Source organism: Azospirillum baldaniorum (assembly GCF_003119195.2).
GTDB classification, from domain to species: domain Bacteria; phylum Pseudomonadota; class Alphaproteobacteria; order Azospirillales; family Azospirillaceae; genus Azospirillum; species Azospirillum baldaniorum.
Window position 1 is genome coordinate 108,926 of record NZ_CP022262.1, and the last position, 17,003, is coordinate 125,928.

The window sequence follows — 17,003 nt, forward strand, 5'->3', positions numbered from 1 at the left end:
TCACCGGACCTCCCCGCGCAGATCGTCGCGGAAGTGCTTCAGCGCACTCTTGAGTGGGTTCATCGCGGCCTGACCCAGGCCGCAGATCGACGCCGTGCCCATCAGCCGGGCGAGCTCCGTCAGAAGCGGCTCGTCCCACACCGGCTGCTTGATGAGCGCCACCGCCTTCTCCGTTCCGACGCGGCAGGGCGTGCACTGGCCGCAGCTCTCGTCCTCGAAGAAGTCCAGCAGGTTGCGCACGACCTTGCGCATGTCGTCCTGGTCCGACAGCACGACCACCGCGGCGGAGCCGATGAAGCAGCCGTGCTGCTCCAGCGTGCCGAAGTCCAGCGGGATGTCGTCCATGCTGGCGGGCAGGATGCCGCCCGACGCGCCGCCGGGCAGGTAGCCCTTGAGCGTGTGGCCGTCGGCCATGCCGCCGCAATACTCGTCGATCAGCTCGCGGATGGTGACGCCGGCGGGGGCCAGCTTCACGCCCGGGTCCTTCACATGACCGGAGACGGAGTAGCTGCGCAGGCCCTTGCGGCCGTTGCGCCCGTGGCTGCCCCACCAGTCAGCGCCCTTCTCAAGGATGTCCCTGATCCAGAACAGCGTCTCGACGTTGTTGATGAGGGTCGGGCGGCCGAACAGGCCGACCACCGACGGGAAGGGCGGCTTGTGCCGCGGCAGGCCGCGCTTGCCCTCGATGCTCTCCAGCATCGCGGACTCCTCGCCGCAGATGTAGGCCCCGGCGCCGCGCCGCAGATGGATGCGGGTGTGCCCGGCGAGGCCCGCCTTCTCCACGGCGGCGATCTCGTGCTCCAGCACCTCGCGGATGTGCGGGTACTCGTCGCGCAGGTAGATGTAGACATCGGTCGCCTCGACCACCCAGGCGCCGATCAGCATCCCTTCCAGGAAGCGGTGCGGATCGTTCTCCAGGTAGTAGCGGTCCTTGAAGGTGCCCGGCTCGCCCTCGTCCCCGTTCACCGCCATCAGGCGGGGGCCGGGCTCGTGGCGGACGAAGCGCCACTTGCGGCCGGTCGGGAAGCCGGCGCCGCCGAGACCGCGCAGGTTGGCCCCTTCCAGCTTGCCGAGGATGTCGTCCACCGGGACGTTGCCCGTCAGACAGTCGGCGAGCAGGCGGTAGCCGCCCTCCGCCTTGTACTGCTCCAGGCTGACATAGGTGGGGAGCTGCGGGTGCGTCTCGCCGTTCTTCACGGCGGTGACCACGCTCTCGACCGTGGCGTTCTCGTGCAGGGCGTGGCCGATGGCCACCGCCGGGGCGTTGTGGCAGGCGCCCATGCAGGGCGCGCGCACCACCCGGACGTCCGGCCCCATGTCGGCGGCCTTCAGCTCGTCGAGCAGCTTCTCGCCGCCGGCCATGCAGCAGGACAGGCTGTCGCAGACCCGGACGGTCACGGGCGGAGGGGCTTCCTCCCCGTCCATCACGATGTCGAAGTGGGCGTAGAAGGACGCCACCTCGTACACCTCCACCAGGGCCAGCCGCATCTCGTGGGCGAGCGCCGCGAGATGGCGGGCGTGCAGCCCGTGATAGGTGTCCTGCAACAGGTGCAGATGCTCGATCAGCAGATCCCGCTGCCGGGACCGGTCACCGAGAAGTTCCTGCACCTCCGCCAGGGCCGCCGGATCGACCTGCCGGCCCTTCGGCTGGGGCCGGGTGTTCCGGCGCCCCGAACCGGGATGGATGGAGCGCCTTTTCGTGTCGTCTTTGGCGACGATGGCCGTGTCCATGTCCGCCCTCCCCTCTCGTCTCAGGCTGATTCTTCGTAACGTTGGGATGTCGTGCAGTCGTTTGGAACCGCCCCCCGATTTTTCCGGGGGGCTTTGTTTTTATAATTTAGGAAGGCGTTACGTCTTGGGACCCTTGCGAACGGCGCTGGTGGGGTTGAGGCTGCCGATGTTGCCGCTCTCCGACCCGGCGTTGGGGTCGATCACCGCGTTGATCAGCGTCGGCCGGCCGCTGTCCATCGCCGCGCTGACCGCGCGGTACAGCTCGTCCGGCGTCGTCACGTTGACGCCCGCGCCGCCGAAGGCCTCCATCATCTTGTCGTAGCGCGAGTCCGGAACGAAGACCATCGGCGACGGGTCCGACCCGCCCGTCGGGTTCACGTCCGTCCCCTTGTAGATGCCGTTGTTGTTGAACACCACGATGCACACCGGCAGGTTGTAGCGGCAGATCGTCTCGACCTCCATGCCCGAGAAGCCGAAGGCGCTGTCGCCTTCCACCGCCAGAACCGGCTTGCCCGACTCCACAGCCGCCGCCACCGCGAAGCCCATGCCGATGCCCATCACGCCCCAGGTCCCGACGTCCAGGCGCTTGCGCGGCTGGTGCATGTCGATGATCCCGCGCGCCAGGTCCAGCGTGTTGGCCCCCTCGTTCACCAGCAGCGCCTCGGGACGTTCCTGCACCACCCGGCGCAGCGCGCCCAGCGCGCCGTGGAAGTTCATCGGCGAGGCGTTGCTCATCAGCTTGGGCGCCATCTTGGCGATGTTCGCCTCCTTGCGCGCCGACACCGCCCCCGTCCACTCCGCCGGCGGCGGCGTCCAGCCCTTCGCCATCCCGGCCGTCAGGGCCGACACGCACGACCCGATGTCGCCGACCAGCGGCGCCACGATCGCCACGTTGCTGTCCATCTCGCGCGGCTCGATGTCGATCTGGATGAAGGTCTTCGACCCCGGCTCGCCCCACGTCTTGCCCTTGCCGTGCGACAGCAGCCAGTTCAGACGCGCGCCGACCAGCACCACCACGTCGGCGTCCTTCAGGACCATCGAGCGCGCCGCCCCCGCCGACTGCGGGTGGGTGTCGGGCAGCAGGCCCTTGGCCATGCTCATCGGCAGGAACGGGATGCCGCTCTTCTCGACCAGCTCGCGCACCGCCTCGTCGGCCTGCGCATAAGCGGCGCCCTTGCCCAGGATGATCAGCGGCCGCTTGGCGCCCTTCAGCACCTCCAGGGCGCGCGCCACCGAGTCCGGCGAGGGCAGCTGCGCCGGGGCGGCGTCGACCACCTTGACCAGCGAGCGGGCGCCCTCGGCGGCGTCCATCACCTGCGAGAACAGCTTGGCCGGCAGGTCGAGGTAGACGCCGCCCGGACGGCCCGACACCGCGGCGCGGATCGCGCGGGCCACGGCGATGCCGATGTCCTGGGCGTGCAGCACGCGGAAGGCCGCCTTGCACAGCGGCTTGGCGATGGCCAGCTGGTCCATCTCCTCGTAGTCGCCCTGCTGGAGGTCGACGATCTCGCGCTCCGACGAGCCGGAGATCAGGATCATCGGGAAGCAGTTGGTGGTGGCGTTGGCCAGCGCGGTCAGGCCGTTGAGGAAGCCCGGCGCCGAGACGGTCATGCACACGCCCGGCTTCTTGGTGAGGAAGCCGGCGATCGCCGCGGCGTTGCCGGCGTTCTGCTCGTGGCGGAAGGAGATGACCCGCAGCCCCTCGCCCTGGGCCATGCGCAGCAGGTCGGAAATCGGGATGCCCGGCACGACGTAGAGGTTCTCGATGCCGTTGAGCTTGAGGGCATCGATGACGAGCTGGAAACCATCCGTCAGCGCCGGTTCCGCATCGGTGGCGGCCGTGGCTTGGTTGTTGAGGACTGTGACGGCTGACATAAGGGTTACTCCTCCCCGACTCTTATTCGGTTCACGATCGGTCAATCGAGAAAATCGCAGTGCTGTTCGACATGGCGGGCCAGCCCCAGCGTGTGCTCGCGCACCCGCCGCTCGGCCAGGTCGGCGTCGCGCCGGGTCAGGGCGTCGATGATGTCGCGGTGCTCGACGATGGACGTCTCGGCCCGGCCGCCGCGGCGCATGGTGACGCGGCGGATGGCCCGCATGTGGATGAAGAAGCGGTCGGTCAGGTCGGCGATGAGCGTGCAGCCCGAGGCCTGAATGATCGACTGGTGGAAGGCGACGTTGGCGTCGGAATACTCCAGCACGTGGTCGGCCAGCTCGCCTTCGGCGAAGCGGTCGAAGGTCTCGTGCAGGTCGGCCATGCCGCGCTCGTCGGCGCGCTCGACGAAGAGGCGGGCGGCCATGCCCTCCAGCGCCGCGCAGACGGTGATCATCTCGATGATCTCCGCCTTGGTCTTGCGCACCACGAAGATGCCGCGCCGGGGCATGGAGCGGATGAAGCCCTCCTGCTCCAGCAGCGCCATGGCCTCGCGCACCGGGGTGCGGCTGACGCCCAGCGCCTCGCAGAGCTGGCGCTCGTCGAGGCGGATCTCGCTCGGCCCGCCGTAGATGTCCATCTGGGTGATGGCTTGGCGCAGCGCCTGGTAGGCCTTGGCCTTGAAGCTCATCCCCTGATCCAGGGGTGCGACCGAGAAACTCATCGTCTGCATGGCTGTTCCCGTCCCTGACTCTTCTTTCCCCTCGCGTGGGAGGGCCCCCGGCTGAAGGGGTTTGGGCCGCGGTTTCGTTGCCCCGGAGAAGGGAAGCGGCTTGGATTGGAGATACGGTATACCAGATACCACTAGCCCGCAAGCGATTATGTTCGCTCAGCGAACTGTTTCACGAACGCACAGGGAGTGAGGGAGAATGTCGCGCAGGGGTTGCGGGAAGGACGCGGCGCTTGCCCCCACCCCGGCCCTCCCCCGCTGCGCAGGGGAGGGAGATGATCGCGAAGCGGCGGCAGTCCCCTCCCCTGCGATAGCGGGGGAGGGTCAGGGAGGGGGCAAGACCTCACCGCGGCGGTGCTATGACCGCGACGGCTCCGGGCCGCACGCGGAAGCGCGCCGGGGTGTGGGTGGTGATGTCGCCGTCGGTGTTCACCGGGCGGCGGTGACGGGTGGTGATCTCCACCTCCTGCCCGTACCAGGCGTGGACATTTTTCCAATGCCCGTGCCGCCCGCGCCGGAAGTCCGGGTACAGCAGGGGCCACTCCCACCAGCCGCGCAGGTCGATGCTGTAGACGTCAAGCTGCCCGTCATCGGGGGCGGCGTTCTCCTGCACGGTCATGCCGCCGCCGTAATGGCGCCCGTTGCCGACGCCGATCTGCACCGACTTGACGCGGTGCCGCGCCCCGTTGATGCGGATCTCGGCGCGGAAGGGCGCCATGCGCCGCGCCACGCGGAAGGCCGCCACGGCGTAGCCGAACACGCCCCAGCGCCGCTTCATCTCGCGCGTCAGTTCGCGGGCCAGCTCGACGCTGAGCCCGATGCTGGCGACGTTGAAGAAGGCCACGCCGTTGACCTCGCCCAAGTCGATCCGGCGGACCGGGCCGCTGACCGCCAGCTTCGCCGCCTCCCGCAGGTCCAGCGGGATTCCCAGCGTGCGCGCCAGATCGTTCGCCGTGCCCATCGGCAGGATGGCGAGCGGCAGGCCGGTGTCGGCCAGCGCCGGGGCGGCGGCGTTCAGCGTGCCGTCGCCGCCCCCGATGATGACCATGTCCACCGAGTCGGCATGGTCGCGGATCGCCTCGGCGATGTCCTCCCGCTCGCGGCACTCGGCGCGGATCAGGGTGACGCCCGCCTTCGCGGCCTCCTCCCGGATGTCGTCGAGCGCGCGCTGCCCCTGGCGGGCCTTCCCGTTGACGATCAGCAGCGCGCGGCGTCGGTCGGCGCTCAGCGTCGGCCTCCCACCTCGTCCAGATGCTCCAGCAGGCTGGCGGGGTCCTCATAGACGCGGAAGGCTCCCGCCCGCTCCAGCTCGTCCTGCCCGTAGCCGCCGGACAGCAGCCCGATGCTGAGCGCGCGGGCGCGCCGCGCGGCCAGGATGTCCCACACACTGTCGCCGACCACGATGGCCGTTTCGATGGCGACGCCGAGCCGCTCCGCCGCGGCCAGGAACAGGTCGGGGTCGGGCTTGGCGTATTTCACCTGATCGCGCGTCACTACCGGCACCGTGTCCGGATCGACGCCCAGAGCCTCCAGCCCGGAGCGCGCCGTCTCGATCCGCCCGCTGGTGGCAATGGCCCAGGGGATGCCCGCCGCCGTCAGGTGGGACAGCAGCTCCTGCGCGCCGGGCAGCGGGCGGACGCGCCCGGCCAGCCCGCGGAACGCCTCGGCGTGGCGGCGGCGCAGCCGCTCCAGAAGCTCCGGGCTGATGGCGAGGCCGGTCTCGCGCAGCAGCATGTTGGCGAACAGGCCGCCGCTCATGCCGATCTTGCGGTGGATGCGCCAGACCGACAGCTCGATCCCCTCATGGTCCAGCGCCTCCTGCCAGGCCAGCACATGCTGGTAGACGCTGTCGATCAGCGTGCCGTCGAGGTCGAACAGGAAAGCCGTGTTGATGCGGTCCATGGCGTGTGTCCCCAAGGCTGAATCCCGCTCCGGCGGAGCCGGCCCCAGTGAGTTGGTGGCAGCCCCGCTGCGCCGCAACGTCCCCCGGATGGCAATTCTGCGCTCCGGCCGGGACTGGGGCGTTGCGGAACTTCGCGGCCGGTTTCGCGTCAAGCTCATGCTGCCCGACCGGCAGCGCGGCGCAACGAAACCATGGGCGGGGAGCGGACGGCCTTGGCACAGCGTGAGGAAGCGGACGGGAATCGGCGCTGGTCCATCGACCGGATGACGCTCGGCCTCTGGCTGCTCGGCCTGCTGGCCGCCTTGGCCGTCCTGTGGGGCCTCAGCGCCGCCTCGCCGGTGCTCATCCCGCTGGCCGGCGCCTTCTTCGTGGCGGTCGCCGTGGCTCCGGTCGGGCGCTGGGTGCGCGACCGGGTGCCGCCGCGGCTGGCCCTGCTCGGCCCGTTTGCCGCCATGCTGACGGTGCTACTGGTGCTGGCCATCTTCGCCGGAGGCCTGTGGTTCATCGGCCAGCGTGTGGCCGGCGAGGTGCCGCGTCACGCCGAGGAGCTGCAACGGCTCTGGGGGGAGGCGAACGGCTGGATCGACGGGCTGCGCGAACGGTTTCTCGGCGATTCGGGTGGCGACTCCGACGGCGGAGGCGGCGGAGCGGAGGCGCTGTCCGGCCTCGTCGCGTCGGTGCTGGCGGCGGCGCGGGAGGCCGTCTCGACGCTGGTCATCGTGCTGTTCCTCGCCTTGCTGATGCTGGTCGAGGCCCCGGTCTGGCGGGAGAAGATCGTCAAGACGCTGGGGCCGGAGCGCTGCACCACCACCGTCACCGCGGTCACTGCCATCGCCCAGCAGTTCCGCCGTTTCCTGCTGGTCAGCACGACGCTGGGGCTGATCACCGGGGCGCTCTACATCGGCTGGCTGTCGCTGTTCGGGATCGACTTCCTGTTCCTGTGGGGCTTCCTGGCCTTCCTGCTGAACTACATCCCGGTGATCGGGTCGGTGGGAGCAGCCGCGCTGCCCGTGCTGATGGCGCTGGCACAGAGCGGATCGTCCACCGCCCTGATGGTCGCGGGCGGGCTGCTGGTGATCGAGCAGGTGATGGGCAATTTCATCGGCCCGCGGCTGGAGGGCAAGCAGCTCGCCATCTCGCCCCTGGTGATCGTCAGTTCGCTGCTGCTGTGGAGCTGGCTGTGGGGGGCCGCCGGGACCGTCCTGGCAGTGCCGATGACCGTCCTGATCGCCATCGCGCTCAGCCACATCGACGCGCTGCGCCCCTTCGCCTTCGTGCTCAGCGACAAGAGCGACCGTCGCCGCTTCGAGGCGCGCACCCGGCCGGAGTAACGCAGCGCTGTTTTTCCGCTGTTTTTCTGGCACCCCCCTCTCTTGACAGGTTTCCCGGCCCTCCCCACGTCTCCGGGACCTGTGATCCGGGCCCCTCTGGCGACTTAGACGTGGTCGCGATGTCGGATCTCTTCACCTGCTCTTGCGCCGACGGGCGTGACCGCACTTGGAGGGACTGAATGCTCCCATGGACCCGCGATCCCCAGACCTCTCCCACACTCCCTACTGCCTTCCGGCCCCCTCCGGACGCCGCCGCCCACCCAATGGACGACGCGCCGGGGCACGCCCGGACCATCCCTCAAACCACCGAGAGCACGAGCACCGCCATGGACCAGACCGAACGCCAGATCATTGACGACCTCTTCGCCAAGCTGCGTCAGGCCGAGGCCCAGTCCGGCCCGCGCGACCCGCAGGCCGAAGCCCACATCCGCGACACCATCGCCCGCCAGCCGGGCGCACCCTACCTGATGGCGCAGGCCATCGTCATGCTGGAGCAGGCGCTCGCCGCCTCGCAGAACCAGAACCAGGAGCTGGAGCGCCAGCTTCAGGAGCGCCCGGCCGCGGCGGCCGGCGGCGGCGGCATCTTCGGCGGCCTGTTCGGTGGCGGCGCCGCCGCCAAGCCCGCCCCGGCCCCGCAGCAGCGCCCCGGCGGCTCCCCCTGGGGTCAGGCGCCCGGCGCCGCCCCGGCCTATGGCGACCCGCGCGTCGCGGCCTACGCCCAGCAGCCGCAGCGGGCCGGCGGCGGCTTCATGGCCGGCGCCATGCAGACCGCCATGGGCGTGGCCGGCGGCATGCTGATCGGCAGCGCGCTGTCCAGCGCCTTCTCCGGCGGCGGTGAAGCCATCGCCCAGGAGGCCCAGGGCGCCGTCGATCAGGTGGCCGAGGAGATCCCCAGCGAAGAGGATTCGTGGGGCGGTTTCGGCGGGGACGAGGAATTCTGATCCCCGCGGGGACCGGCCGGGCGGCCTCCCCCCACCGCCCGGCCGGTCCCCGGCCTCCCTCCCCGTCTTGAGAGCGGACCGGAAATTATCGTTCGTGGTCCCGTCCGCGACACTTTTCCGATTCCGGACCGCCCCGGCGCTCATCTCCTTGCTTTTTGCAGGCCGGCCAACCGTCCGCCTTGCCAGCAATTTCATGCGCATCTAGTTTCCTTCAAGAGAACGCCCCGTCGCTCCCCCGCCCGATCAAGAAGGGGTGAAGCACAGGGCAAGGAAAAGCGGACACACCGAACCATCGCACGGCGCGTGGAACCCTGCCGCGCGCGACGCCCGAGCTTTGCGTCATGGTGATTTCCGCTTTTTCAAAAAGAAAAAGATCAGGAGGAAGCCGTGCCGCTGTTCGACCATCCCGATTTCGACGACCATGAGCAGGTGGTTTTCTGCTCCGATGCCGCGTCCGGCCTGCGCGCCATCATCGCCGTGCACGACACCGCGCTCGGCCCGGCGCTGGGCGGCTGCCGCATGTGGCCCTACGCCAGCGACGAGGAGGCCCTGCGCGATGCGCTGCGCCTGTCGCGCGGCATGACCTACAAGTCGGCCCTGGCCGGCCTGCCGCTGGGCGGCGGCAAGTCGGTCATCATCGGCAACCCGCGCACGGACAAGAGCGAGGCGCTGCTGCGCGCCATGGGGCGCCACGTCGAACGGCTGGGCGGACGCTACATCGTCGCCGAGGATTCCGGCACGGGGGTTCCCGACATCAAGACCATGGCACAGGAGACCACCCATGTCTCCGGCGTGGTCGAGAAGGCGACCGCGAGCGGCGGCACGCGCAGCGGCGACCCTTCCCCCTCAACCGCCTACGGCGTCTTCGTCGGGCTTCGCGCGGCGGTGCTCCACCGCCTGGACCGCACCGACCTGGAGGGGTTGACCGTCGCCATCCAGGGCGTGGGCAGCGTCGGCGGGCATCTCGCCCGCTATCTGGCCGAGGCCGGGGCGCAGCTGTGGGTGGCCGACATCGACGAGGCGCAGGCCCGCCGCGTGGCCGACCGCGTCGGCGCCACGCCGGTGTCCGCCGACGCCATCTTCGATCTGGAGGTGGACGTCTTCGCCCCCTGCGCGCTGGGCGCCGTCCTCAACGACGGCACGATCCCGCGGCTGACCTGTCCGGTCGTCGCGGGTGCTGCCAACAACCAGCTCGCCGAGGCCCGGCACGGGCAGACGCTGGCCGACCGCGGCATCCTCTACGCCCCCGACTACGTCATCAATGCCGGCGGGGTGATCGACGTCTACCACGAGCGCGCCGGTTACGATCATGGCCGCGTGATGACCCACATCGAGCGGATCGCCGACACGCTGACGGAGATCTTCGCTCGCGCCGACATGGAGCGCAAACCGACCGCCGCCGTCGCCGACCGCATGGCCCGCCAGCGTGTGGGGCGCGCCCGCTGAATCAGCTCAACGCCCCGAGGCCAGCACAGGGAAGGCGTCCAGGAGGCCGGTCAGCAGGATCTGGACGCCGACGCAGAACAGCAGGAAGGCGAACAGCCGCGTCAGCACGCGGGCGCGGGTGTGGCCGAGCAGCGCCACCAGCCGGTCGGCGGACCGGTAGGACAGCCAGATCAACAGCGCGATGGCCAGCGCCGCCGCCGACACCCCGATGAAGAATTCGGTGAGCCCCTCGGTGCCCCGGGGGCGGGTGGCGCCGAGCGCGATGGCGACGGAGATGGTGCCCGGGCCGGTGGTGAAGGGGATGGTAAGGGGGAAGAAGGCCGATTCCCCGACATCGGAGTCCCCGGCCTCCTCCGCCGGGGCGGCCTGTTTCTGCTTGCGCGCCTCATGCGCCTCCGGCGCGCTCAGCAACGCCCAGGCGCGCTCCGCCACGACGAAGCCGCCGGCGATCCGCAGCGCCGCCAGCGAGATGCCGAAGAAGTTCAGCACGTAAGACCCCGCCCACAGGGCGGCCAGCATGACGATGGCCGAATAGACGGCGACCCGCGCGGCGAGTTGCACCCGCTCCTTCGGGCTGCGCTCCGCCGTCACCTGGCTGAAGATCAGCGCCATGGCAATGGGGTTGACGATCGAGAACAGCGCCGTGAAGGCGAGAAGGAAGCTGTCGAACATGGGACGGGCCGACCTGTGCCTTGGCGGTTGGCGGGGCGCACCGCCGTGGTACAGGCCGGCCCAGTCCTTGGCAAGGCGCCATGATTTGCGGCCCCCATTGTTCAGGCAGGAAACGCCGTGCTTGCCGTTCGACCGGCAAGACGGCCACACTCCCCCAGCGGGGAAGGCTTCGTGACGTGATGCCGGAGGAGTTGCAATGGGTCGGCGAACACGGCGGTGGGTTCTGGCTCTTCTGATGACCGGGCTGCTTCCGGCCGCCCTGCCCGCGCGGGCGGAAACACCGGCCCAGTTCCGGGCGGCGGTGTCGCAGATCGCCTACGCCGATCCGGGCACGGGCAAGACGGTGCCGATCCTGCTGCTCTACCCGACGCGCGACCATGTCCAGCCGATCCGGCGGGGACCCTATCACCTGAACGTCGCCCCGGAAGGCGGGCCGGCGCTGGATTCCCTGCCCCTGGTGATGATGACCCAGGGGCCGGCGCGCAACGGGCTGGCGATGGTCAGTGTCGGCCTGTTCCTGGCGCGCCGCGGGATGATGACCGCCATCGTGACCCATCTCGGCGGCATGGAACCGGACGCGGACCCCAGGGCCGGCAAGGGCGACCGGGTCGGCACCGTGCCGCTGTGGCCGGAATTGCCGCTGCAGCTCCGCGCGGCGCTGGACGCCGTGCTGGACTCCTCGCCCATGGGCTTTCGGGTGGACCGGCAGCGCATCGGCGTGCTCGGCTACGCGGCCGGGGGCCATGCGGCGCTGGCGGCGGCGGGCGGGGTCGCCGATCCGGGACGGCTGGCCCAGATCTGCGCCACCCACCCCGACGACCGGACCCTCTGTCCGGCGGGCGCCAAGACCGCCGCCGCGGTCTCGCCGAAGCGGCTGGAGGCCGCCAGCGATCCGCGCATCCGCTCGCTGCTGCTGATGGACCCGGTCGGCGCCCTGTTCGCGGACGGCGCGCTGTCCCGCGTCACCGTCCCGGTCCGGCTGTACGAGGCGGAGAAGGGAGACGAGAGCGGCGCCCTCCAGGTGGCGCGGGTGCGCGGCCTGTTGCCCCGACCGCCGGAATACGACCTCGTTCCCAGTGCCGGCCACTACGCCTTCCTGACACCGGTCCCGGCCAGCGCCGCCGCCCGCTTCGGCGCGACGGTGCAGGACCCGCCGGGCTTCGACCGCGCCGCCTTCCACGCGCGGCTGAACGACGAGGTCCTCGACTATTTCCGGCGGACGCTGAACGCCGTGCCCTGACTTACCGGGGCCGGAACGCCGCCCAACACCCGCCAACCATCAAGAAAAACGGAAACGCACCATGACGACGATGACCTTGAAAGACGCCCTGGCCGAGGTTCTGGACCCACGGGACCGGACCGTGGTGGATGTCGGCTGCGGCGACGGATCGCTGACCCGCCATTTCGCGGGCCTCGGCGCCCGGGCCATCGGCATCGAGATCAGCGAGGGGCAGCTCGCCCGCGCCCGCAAGGCGGAGCCGGTAACCGGCGCCGACTACCGCGTCGGCAAGGGCGAGGCGCTGCCGCTGGAGGACGCGTCGGTGGACGCCATCGTCTACTCCAACAGCTTCCACCACCTGCCGCTGCCGGTCATGGCCGACGCGATGGCCGAGGCGGCGCGGGTGCTGAAGCCCGGCGGCACGCTGGTGGTGGTCGAGCCCATCGCCGAGGGCGCCTATTTCGAGGTCATCCTGCCCATCGAGGACGAGACGGAGGTGCGCGCCGCCGCCTACGACACGCTGAAGCACCCGCCGCTGCCGCTGCAGGCGGTGGACGAGACGGTCTACGGCACGGTGGTCCGCTACCGCGACGCCGATCATTACCTGAGCCACGTCACCGCCGTGGACCCGGCGCGGCGCGAGCGCCTGCCTCCGGTGGAGGCCGAGGTCCGCCGCCGCTTCGCCGCCAACGGGCGGACCGACGCGGAGGGGATGACCGCCTTCGACCAGCCGATGCGGCGCATGGTCTTCAAGAGGCTGCCATAAGCACGGACCACTTGGTGGCGATACGGCGGCGTGCCAGCATGAGCGCCGCCGTTTGGTCACAGGCGCGCCATCGCGCGTCCGGGGCATAGTGGAGCGGCGTCACCCTTTCGAAGGTCGAAGACCATGCCCCGCCTTGTCCTGTCCCGCTCCGGCTTGCCCCGCTCCGGCTTGTCCGCCGCCGTCCTGCTCTTCCCGGCGGCCTTGCTTCTGACCGGTTGCGGCGTGGTGGTCGCCACCGTGGACACGGCGGCCAGCGTCGCCGGGTCCGCGGTCAGCGTCGCGGGCGACGTGGTGTCGGCCACGGCCCATGTGGCGACCGCGCCCTTCCGTGGCAGCGACGAGAAAAAGGACGAATAACGCTCAGCGCCGGACGCTCAACGCCGGAACAGGCGGCGCCACCAGGGGCTCTGCCGCCGCGCCAACTCGGTCACCAGAATACGGCACTGGTCGCGCATCGCCTCGTAAGCGGCGACCTCGGCCTCGCGGTCGCGGCGCAGGCCGTCCAGCGTGCCGGTCAGCCGCTCCAGCCGCTTCTCCAGCTCCGCGCCGGTCCGTCGTTCCTGCTCCAGCGCCGCCTGCGCCTCCTCGCTGCGGCGCTCCGCCGACTCGATGCGCTGGCGGAAGCCGCGCTCCCGCGCCTCCGTGTCGGCGATCAGCCGTTCCACGAGGTCACCGATGCGCTTGCGCTCGGCCTCGCGGTCGGCCTGGAGGCGGTCCAGCGCCACCGTGTGGGACAGGCGCAGGGCGGCGATCTCCGCGTTCACCGCGGACAGACGGTCCTCCGCGTCCTGAAGCGCGCGGGCCATGCCCTGCTCGCGCGCCGAGGTCTCCGCGATCAGCGTCTCGACGAGCTGGTTGATGCGGTCGCGCTCGGCCTCGCGGTCGCCCTGGAGGGTCCCGACCTCCCCGGAACGCGCCCGCTCCACCTGCCCAATGGCCTCGCGCCAGCGTTCGCGTTCGGAGGCGTGCTCGGCGATCACCCGCAGCCGCTCCGCCCGTTCGCTGTCCGCCGCAGCCTCCGCCTTGGCGATCTGTTCGCCCAGCGTGGCGACCTGATCCCCATAGACGCGCAGGAGTTGCGTGGTTTCCTCCGATGGCGCCTTCGCCGCGCGCTGACGGGTGGTCCGCTTGGCTGACGCCGCGGGCGGAGGCGTCGTATCCTCGGCGTTGGAGAGCGGCATCATCTCGGTCATCGCGGCTTATCCTGACAGTCGGGCCTGCATCGCCACAGTAGCGCGTCCCGCGCCCTGCGCACAGGAACCTTTTTTCCATAGGCCGGGGCCGGGAGACGGTCCGGCACATAGACTGCCGAGAATTCATCTCGCATTTTCACGGATTTCGTCGGCAAATTTTCCAAAATCAGGTCTGTTAACAGGTTTTAAAACCGCCTTAACGCCGACTCCTGCCTCTCGCCAAGGTATTAACACCAACGATTGACAGTACGGATTTCGATTGGTTTTTTGAATGATGTTTGCAGGCGCGAAAAAGACTTTTCCTAAAAAGCAAAACAATCGCCCTGGTCGATCCGATGCTGCGGAGAACCCCATGCGTGCTGTTCTGGTTGAACCGAACCCCCTGATCGCCGACGCGCTCGGCCGTCAGCTCGGCATGGGGAAGATCCGCTACGACCGCCAGGACTGGGCCGGGCTGGAGGAGCTTCTGCAACAGCAGGGGGCGGAAGGACTTGGCTACGACGCCATCGTCCTGGGCAGCGTCGACGATCCGGCGCGCTGCGTGGCGGCGCTGCGGGCGCATCAGGTCGGGGCGGCGATCCTCTGCCTGCTCGACCGGCGCTGCGTGGCGACGACGGTGGAGCTGCTGCACGCCGGGGCCGACGACGTGCTGGTCAAGCCGGTGGTCAGCGCCGAGGTGCGGGCGCGCATCGAGGTGGCGCGGCGGCGCTCGCGCGGCTTGCTGAGCAACGCGGTGCGGGTCGGGCAACTGACGGTGTTCCTCGACGGGCGCGACCCGGAGGTCGCCGGCGAGCGGCTGCGGCTGAGCCAGCGCGAGCACGCCATCCTCGGCGTGCTGGCCGCCCACCACCGCCGCGTCGTCTCCAAGGAGCACATCTACGACGAGGTCTACGGCCTGTCCGGCGCCGACCCGCTGGACAAGGTCATCGACGTCTACATCTGCAAGCTGCGCAAGAAGATCGCCGAGGCCACCGGCGGCGCCCGCTACATCGAGACCGTCTACGGCCGCGGCTACAAGTTCGAGGCCCCGCCCGAGCATGAGGACCCTGCCCCGGCCCGGCCGGCACGCCGGGTGTTGCCAGGCTACGCGGCGTTTGGGCGTGGGGGTGGCGAGGCGCGGCTGGCGGGGTGAGGGCGGACACGATCTGAGTGCCGCGCGTTTCCCTTTTTCGTCCGGCATGTCACTTTTCGCGGGCAGGCGTTGTCATCCCCTTCGTGGCTGCACTTTCGAAGGAGGCGACGATGGCCAAGGACATCGCAACGATTGACCCTCGGTCCCCATGTCTGACGCTGATAAACGTTTACGAGGTCGAGCCGGAGAAGCAGGCCGCCTTGGCGAAGGCCCTTTCGGAATCGACCGAAAACACCATTCGCCATCAGCCCGGCTTCATGTCGGTCTGCATCCATAGCAGCCTCGACGGGAAGAAAATCGTGAACTACGCCCAATGGGCATCCAAGGAGCACTTCGAGGGCTTCATGAAGAAGCCCGAGACGCAAGAGCAACTCAAACAGTTCGCGGGCCTCGCGACGTCGGTCACCCCGAGCCTCTACACGGTCGAAGCCGTTCACGCTGAATAACGAAGGAATGGCAAGGCGGCAGGACCATGGACGACATCACCACCGACCCATCATTCTCTGAAATTCGCCCCCGCCTCATCCGCCTCGCATACCGGATGCTCGGATCGGTGGCGGATGCCGAGGACGTCGTCCAGGATGCCTATCTCCGCTGGCTGGCGACCGATCGCGAGACGATCCGGCAGCCGGCGGCCTTGTTGCACACCATCGTCACGCGCCTTTGTCTGAACGAACTGAAATCCGCGCGGCGCAGGCGCGAGACCTACATCGGGCCGTGGCTGCCGGAACCCATCGTTGACGCGGGGGAATTGGATTCCATCGACGATATCACGCTCCCGTTGATGATCGCGCTGGAGCGTCTGTCGCCGTTGGAGCGGGCCGCCTTTCTGCTGCACGATGTTTTCGGCATGGGGTTCGATGAGGTCGCCAACACCATAGGCCGTGAAGCGGCAGCATGCCGCAAACTGGCCAGCCGGGCGCGTGAGCATATCCAGGCGGCTCGCCCACGCTTCCTCGTGACGGAAGCGCATGGGCTGGAGATCGCTGCGGCGTTCTTCGCCGCGTCGCGCGACGGTGACATGGACCGGCTGCGTTTGCTTCTCGCCGATGATGTCATTGCCAGCGCGGACGGCGGTGGCAGGGTGCCGGCTTCGCAACGTCCATTGATCGGAATCGATGAGGTGATGGCGCGGCACGTCCAGCTTGCGCAAGAGTTCAACCAGTCGCCGTCCCTTCTTATACGCTATGCCATGATCGACGGGCTTCCCGGCTTCATCTCCGTCGAGGGCGGCCGGATCGTGCAGACCACCGCCTTGCACATCGAGCAGGGAAAAATTGTCGCGATCTACATCACCAGAAATCCGGACAAGGTGCGGCACCTGGACGAGCACTGTCGCGAAGTACGGATCAAAATCGAGCTGAACTGAGCCGGATCAACGGCTTCAGCCCGTCCCTTCCGGGTTTCGACGGACGCTCAGCCCGACCAGTCCGCGCTGAGAGCCTCCTCTTCCAAATCCAGCCAGGCCCCGGCCAGCGGCCCCACCGTCAGGTCGCCACCCAGGCCCGCGTCGCCCATGGCTCCGGCGAACCCGTCCTGCATGTCGGCCAGCGCGGCGGAGGACAGGCCGCCGCCGGTCTGCAGCGTCACATCGAACCGCCGCCCCTCCCCCGCCGCGACGAGTTGCACCGCCCCCAGCGCCGGCAGCCGCATCTGCAGGACCAGCGCGCTTCCTGTCTGAAGGTCCGCCCCGTCGGAAATGGCGCAGAGCAGGCCGCAGCAGCCGCCCGACGCCGTGCCGTCCATCACCGGGATGCTCATCACCCGCCACTCCCGCCCGTCGGCGGTGCGGCGGTGGCGCGGCGCCAGCGCCAAGTCGAGATCGTCCAGCAAGGCGCCGCCGTCGAGCTGCTCCAGCAACCGGCAGCGCTTCGGCCCCAGCCACGCCCGCGCGCCGTTGGCGGTCGCCGCCAGGAAGAAGGCCAGCCCGAGGCCGAAGGTGGAATCGCAGCGCGGCAGCCCGCCGCGCAGCTCCTGCGCCGCCCGCGGGTCCAGCGCCTCCACCACCGCCAGCAGATGGCCAACCTCGGCGACCGCGTCCGGCATCAGCACACCCATCAGTGGAC

At 69.6% G+C, this 17,003-nt stretch carries 17 protein-coding genes; 9 read left to right on the plus strand and 8 right to left on the minus strand.

What is annotated here, in order from left to right:
• From Sp245p_RS31875 to Sp245p_RS31900, 5 genes are all read right to left on the minus strand, one after another.
• On the minus strand, nucleotides 1-1,731 hold the full coding sequence (locus tag Sp245p_RS31875) for an NAD(P)H-dependent oxidoreductase subunit E (protein ID WP_014200110.1): 1,731 nt from the start codon (nucleotides 1,729-1,731) through the stop codon (nucleotides 1-3).
• 117 nt (nucleotides 1,732-1,848) lie between these two features.
• The gene (gene oxc / locus Sp245p_RS31880; protein WP_014200111.1) at nucleotides 1,849-3,606 is read right to left on the minus strand and encodes an oxalyl-CoA decarboxylase; all 1,758 of its coding nucleotides are present in this window, start codon (nucleotides 3,604-3,606) and stop codon (nucleotides 1,849-1,851) included.
• Between the two features lie 41 nt (nucleotides 3,607-3,647).
• Nucleotides 3,648-4,337: a GntR family transcriptional regulator gene (locus Sp245p_RS31885; RefSeq protein WP_014200112.1), complete on the minus strand. Its 690-nt coding sequence runs from the start codon at nucleotides 4,335-4,337 to the stop codon at nucleotides 3,648-3,650.
• A gap of 340 nt (nucleotides 4,338-4,677) precedes the next feature.
• Nucleotides 4,678-5,562, minus strand: a complete 885-nt coding sequence (locus Sp245p_RS31895) for a lipid kinase (RefSeq protein ID WP_041814385.1) — start codon at nucleotides 5,560-5,562, stop codon at nucleotides 4,678-4,680.
• Nucleotides 5,559-6,236, minus strand: a complete 678-nt coding sequence (locus Sp245p_RS31900; RefSeq protein ID WP_014200114.1) for an HAD family hydrolase — start codon at nucleotides 6,234-6,236, stop codon at nucleotides 5,559-5,561. Before Sp245p_RS31900 ends, Sp245p_RS31895 begins: the two co-directional genes overlap by 4 nt.
• A gap of 213 nt (nucleotides 6,237-6,449) precedes the next feature.
• Here Sp245p_RS31900 and Sp245p_RS31905 point away from each other — a divergent pair, with 213 nt between their 5' ends.
• The 3 genes from Sp245p_RS31905 to Sp245p_RS31915 all read left to right on the plus strand — a co-directional run bounded on the left by Sp245p_RS31905 (nucleotide 6,450) and on the right by Sp245p_RS31915 (nucleotide 9,955).
• Complete coding sequence (locus Sp245p_RS31905; protein ID WP_244439557.1) at nucleotides 6,450-7,568, plus strand: AI-2E family transporter; 1,119 nt, start codon at nucleotides 6,450-6,452, stop codon at nucleotides 7,566-7,568.
• A 326-nt stretch (nucleotides 7,569-7,894) separates the two neighbouring features.
• Nucleotides 7,895-8,509, plus strand: coding sequence for a DUF2076 domain-containing protein (locus Sp245p_RS31910; RefSeq protein WP_041814659.1), 615 nt, complete (start codon nucleotides 7,895-7,897; stop codon nucleotides 8,507-8,509).
• Nucleotides 8,510-8,896: 387 nt separating this feature from the next.
• Entirely contained in the window at nucleotides 8,897-9,955 is a 1,059-nt protein-coding gene (locus tag Sp245p_RS31915) for a Glu/Leu/Phe/Val dehydrogenase dimerization domain-containing protein (RefSeq protein WP_014200117.1), read from the plus strand.
• A 6-nt stretch (nucleotides 9,956-9,961) separates the two neighbouring features.
• On the opposite strand, the gene Sp245p_RS31920 is transcribed toward Sp245p_RS31915, so the two are convergent.
• Entirely contained in the window at nucleotides 9,962-10,627 is a 666-nt protein-coding gene (locus Sp245p_RS31920) for a MarC family protein (protein ID WP_014200118.1), read from the minus strand.
• 235 nt (nucleotides 10,628-10,862) lie between these two features.
• Here Sp245p_RS31920 and Sp245p_RS31925 point away from each other — a divergent pair, with 235 nt between their 5' ends.
• The 3 genes from Sp245p_RS31925 (at nucleotide 10,863) to Sp245p_RS31935 (ending at nucleotide 12,969) form a co-directional block, all read left to right on the plus strand.
• Entirely contained in the window at nucleotides 10,863-11,867 is a 1,005-nt protein-coding gene (locus tag Sp245p_RS31925) for an alpha/beta hydrolase family protein (RefSeq protein ID WP_041814387.1), read from the plus strand.
• A 61-nt stretch (nucleotides 11,868-11,928) separates the two neighbouring features.
• Nucleotides 11,929-12,612: a class I SAM-dependent methyltransferase gene (locus tag Sp245p_RS31930; RefSeq protein ID WP_014200120.1), complete on the plus strand. Its 684-nt coding sequence runs from the start codon at nucleotides 11,929-11,931 to the stop codon at nucleotides 12,610-12,612.
• Nucleotides 12,613-12,735: 123 nt separating this feature from the next.
• Entirely contained in the window at nucleotides 12,736-12,969 is a 234-nt protein-coding gene (locus Sp245p_RS31935) for a hypothetical protein (RefSeq protein WP_014200122.1), read from the plus strand.
• A 17-nt stretch (nucleotides 12,970-12,986) separates the two neighbouring features.
• Here the strand turns inward: Sp245p_RS31935 and Sp245p_RS31940 are convergent, their stop codons facing one another.
• A complete protein-coding gene (locus Sp245p_RS31940; protein ID WP_014200123.1) occupies nucleotides 12,987-13,805 on the minus strand; it encodes a coiled-coil domain-containing protein in 819 nt (272 codons plus the stop codon).
• Between the two features lie 352 nt (nucleotides 13,806-14,157).
• Between Sp245p_RS31940 and Sp245p_RS31945 the strand changes: the two genes are divergently transcribed.
• The 3 genes from Sp245p_RS31945 to Sp245p_RS31955 all read left to right on the plus strand — a co-directional run bounded on the left by Sp245p_RS31945 (nucleotide 14,158) and on the right by Sp245p_RS31955 (nucleotide 16,306).
• Nucleotides 14,158-14,937 carry a response regulator transcription factor gene (locus tag Sp245p_RS31945; RefSeq protein ID WP_109139273.1) on the plus strand — a complete coding sequence of 260 codons (780 nt, stop codon included), beginning with the start codon at nucleotides 14,158-14,160 and terminating at the stop codon, nucleotides 14,935-14,937.
• Between the two features lie 110 nt (nucleotides 14,938-15,047).
• Nucleotides 15,048-15,383 carry an antibiotic biosynthesis monooxygenase family protein gene (locus tag Sp245p_RS31950; RefSeq protein ID WP_014200126.1) on the plus strand — a complete coding sequence of 112 codons (336 nt, stop codon included), beginning with the start codon at nucleotides 15,048-15,050 and terminating at the stop codon, nucleotides 15,381-15,383.
• 26 nt (nucleotides 15,384-15,409) lie between these two features.
• On the plus strand, nucleotides 15,410-16,306 hold the full coding sequence (locus Sp245p_RS31955) for a sigma-70 family RNA polymerase sigma factor (RefSeq protein ID WP_014200127.1): 897 nt from the start codon (nucleotides 15,410-15,412) through the stop codon (nucleotides 16,304-16,306).
• Nucleotides 16,307-16,353: 47 nt separating this feature from the next.
• Here Sp245p_RS31955 and Sp245p_RS31960 read toward each other — a convergent pair whose 3' ends face one another.
• A complete protein-coding gene (locus Sp245p_RS31960; protein WP_129557290.1) occupies nucleotides 16,354-16,983 on the minus strand; it encodes a hypothetical protein in 630 nt (209 codons plus the stop codon).
• Nucleotides 16,984-17,003: the final 20 nt, after the last annotated feature.

Bases quoted from the DNA above. Each gene is read 5' to 3' on its own strand.
- Sp245p_RS31960 (WP_129557290.1), bottom strand. From the start codon at position 16,983: ATGCCGGACGCGGTCGCCGAGGTTGGCCATCTGCTGGCGGTGGTGGAG.
- Sp245p_RS31925 (WP_041814387.1), top strand. From the start codon at position 10,863: ATGACCGGGCTGCTTCCGGCCGCCCTGCCCGCGCGGGCGGAAACACCG.
- Sp245p_RS31910 (WP_041814659.1), top strand. From the start codon at position 7,895: ATGGACCAGACCGAACGCCAGATCATTGACGACCTCTTCGCCAAGCTG.
- Sp245p_RS31885 (WP_014200112.1), bottom strand. From the start codon at position 4,337: ATGCAGACGATGAGTTTCTCGGTCGCACCCCTGGATCAGGGGATGAGC.
- Sp245p_RS31920 (WP_014200118.1), bottom strand. From the start codon at position 10,627: ATGTTCGACAGCTTCCTTCTCGCCTTCACGGCGCTGTTCTCGATCGTC.
- oxc (WP_014200111.1), bottom strand. From the start codon at position 3,606: ATGTCAGCCGTCACAGTCCTCAACAACCAAGCCACGGCCGCCACCGAT.
- Sp245p_RS31935 (WP_014200122.1), top strand. From the start codon at position 12,736: ATGCCCCGCCTTGTCCTGTCCCGCTCCGGCTTGCCCCGCTCCGGCTTG.
- Sp245p_RS31945 (WP_109139273.1), top strand. From the start codon at position 14,158: ATGCGTGCTGTTCTGGTTGAACCGAACCCCCTGATCGCCGACGCGCTC.
- Sp245p_RS31950 (WP_014200126.1), top strand. From the start codon at position 15,048: ATGGCCAAGGACATCGCAACGATTGACCCTCGGTCCCCATGTCTGACG.
- Sp245p_RS31875 (WP_014200110.1), bottom strand. From the start codon at position 1,731: ATGGACACGGCCATCGTCGCCAAAGACGACACGAAAAGGCGCTCCATC.
- Sp245p_RS31940 (WP_014200123.1), bottom strand. From the start codon at position 13,805: ATGACCGAGATGATGCCGCTCTCCAACGCCGAGGATACGACGCCTCCG.
- Sp245p_RS31930 (WP_014200120.1), top strand. From the start codon at position 11,929: ATGACGACGATGACCTTGAAAGACGCCCTGGCCGAGGTTCTGGACCCA.
- Sp245p_RS31900 (WP_014200114.1), bottom strand. From the start codon at position 6,236: ATGGACCGCATCAACACGGCTTTCCTGTTCGACCTCGACGGCACGCTG.
- Sp245p_RS31955 (WP_014200127.1), top strand. From the start codon at position 15,410: ATGGACGACATCACCACCGACCCATCATTCTCTGAAATTCGCCCCCGC.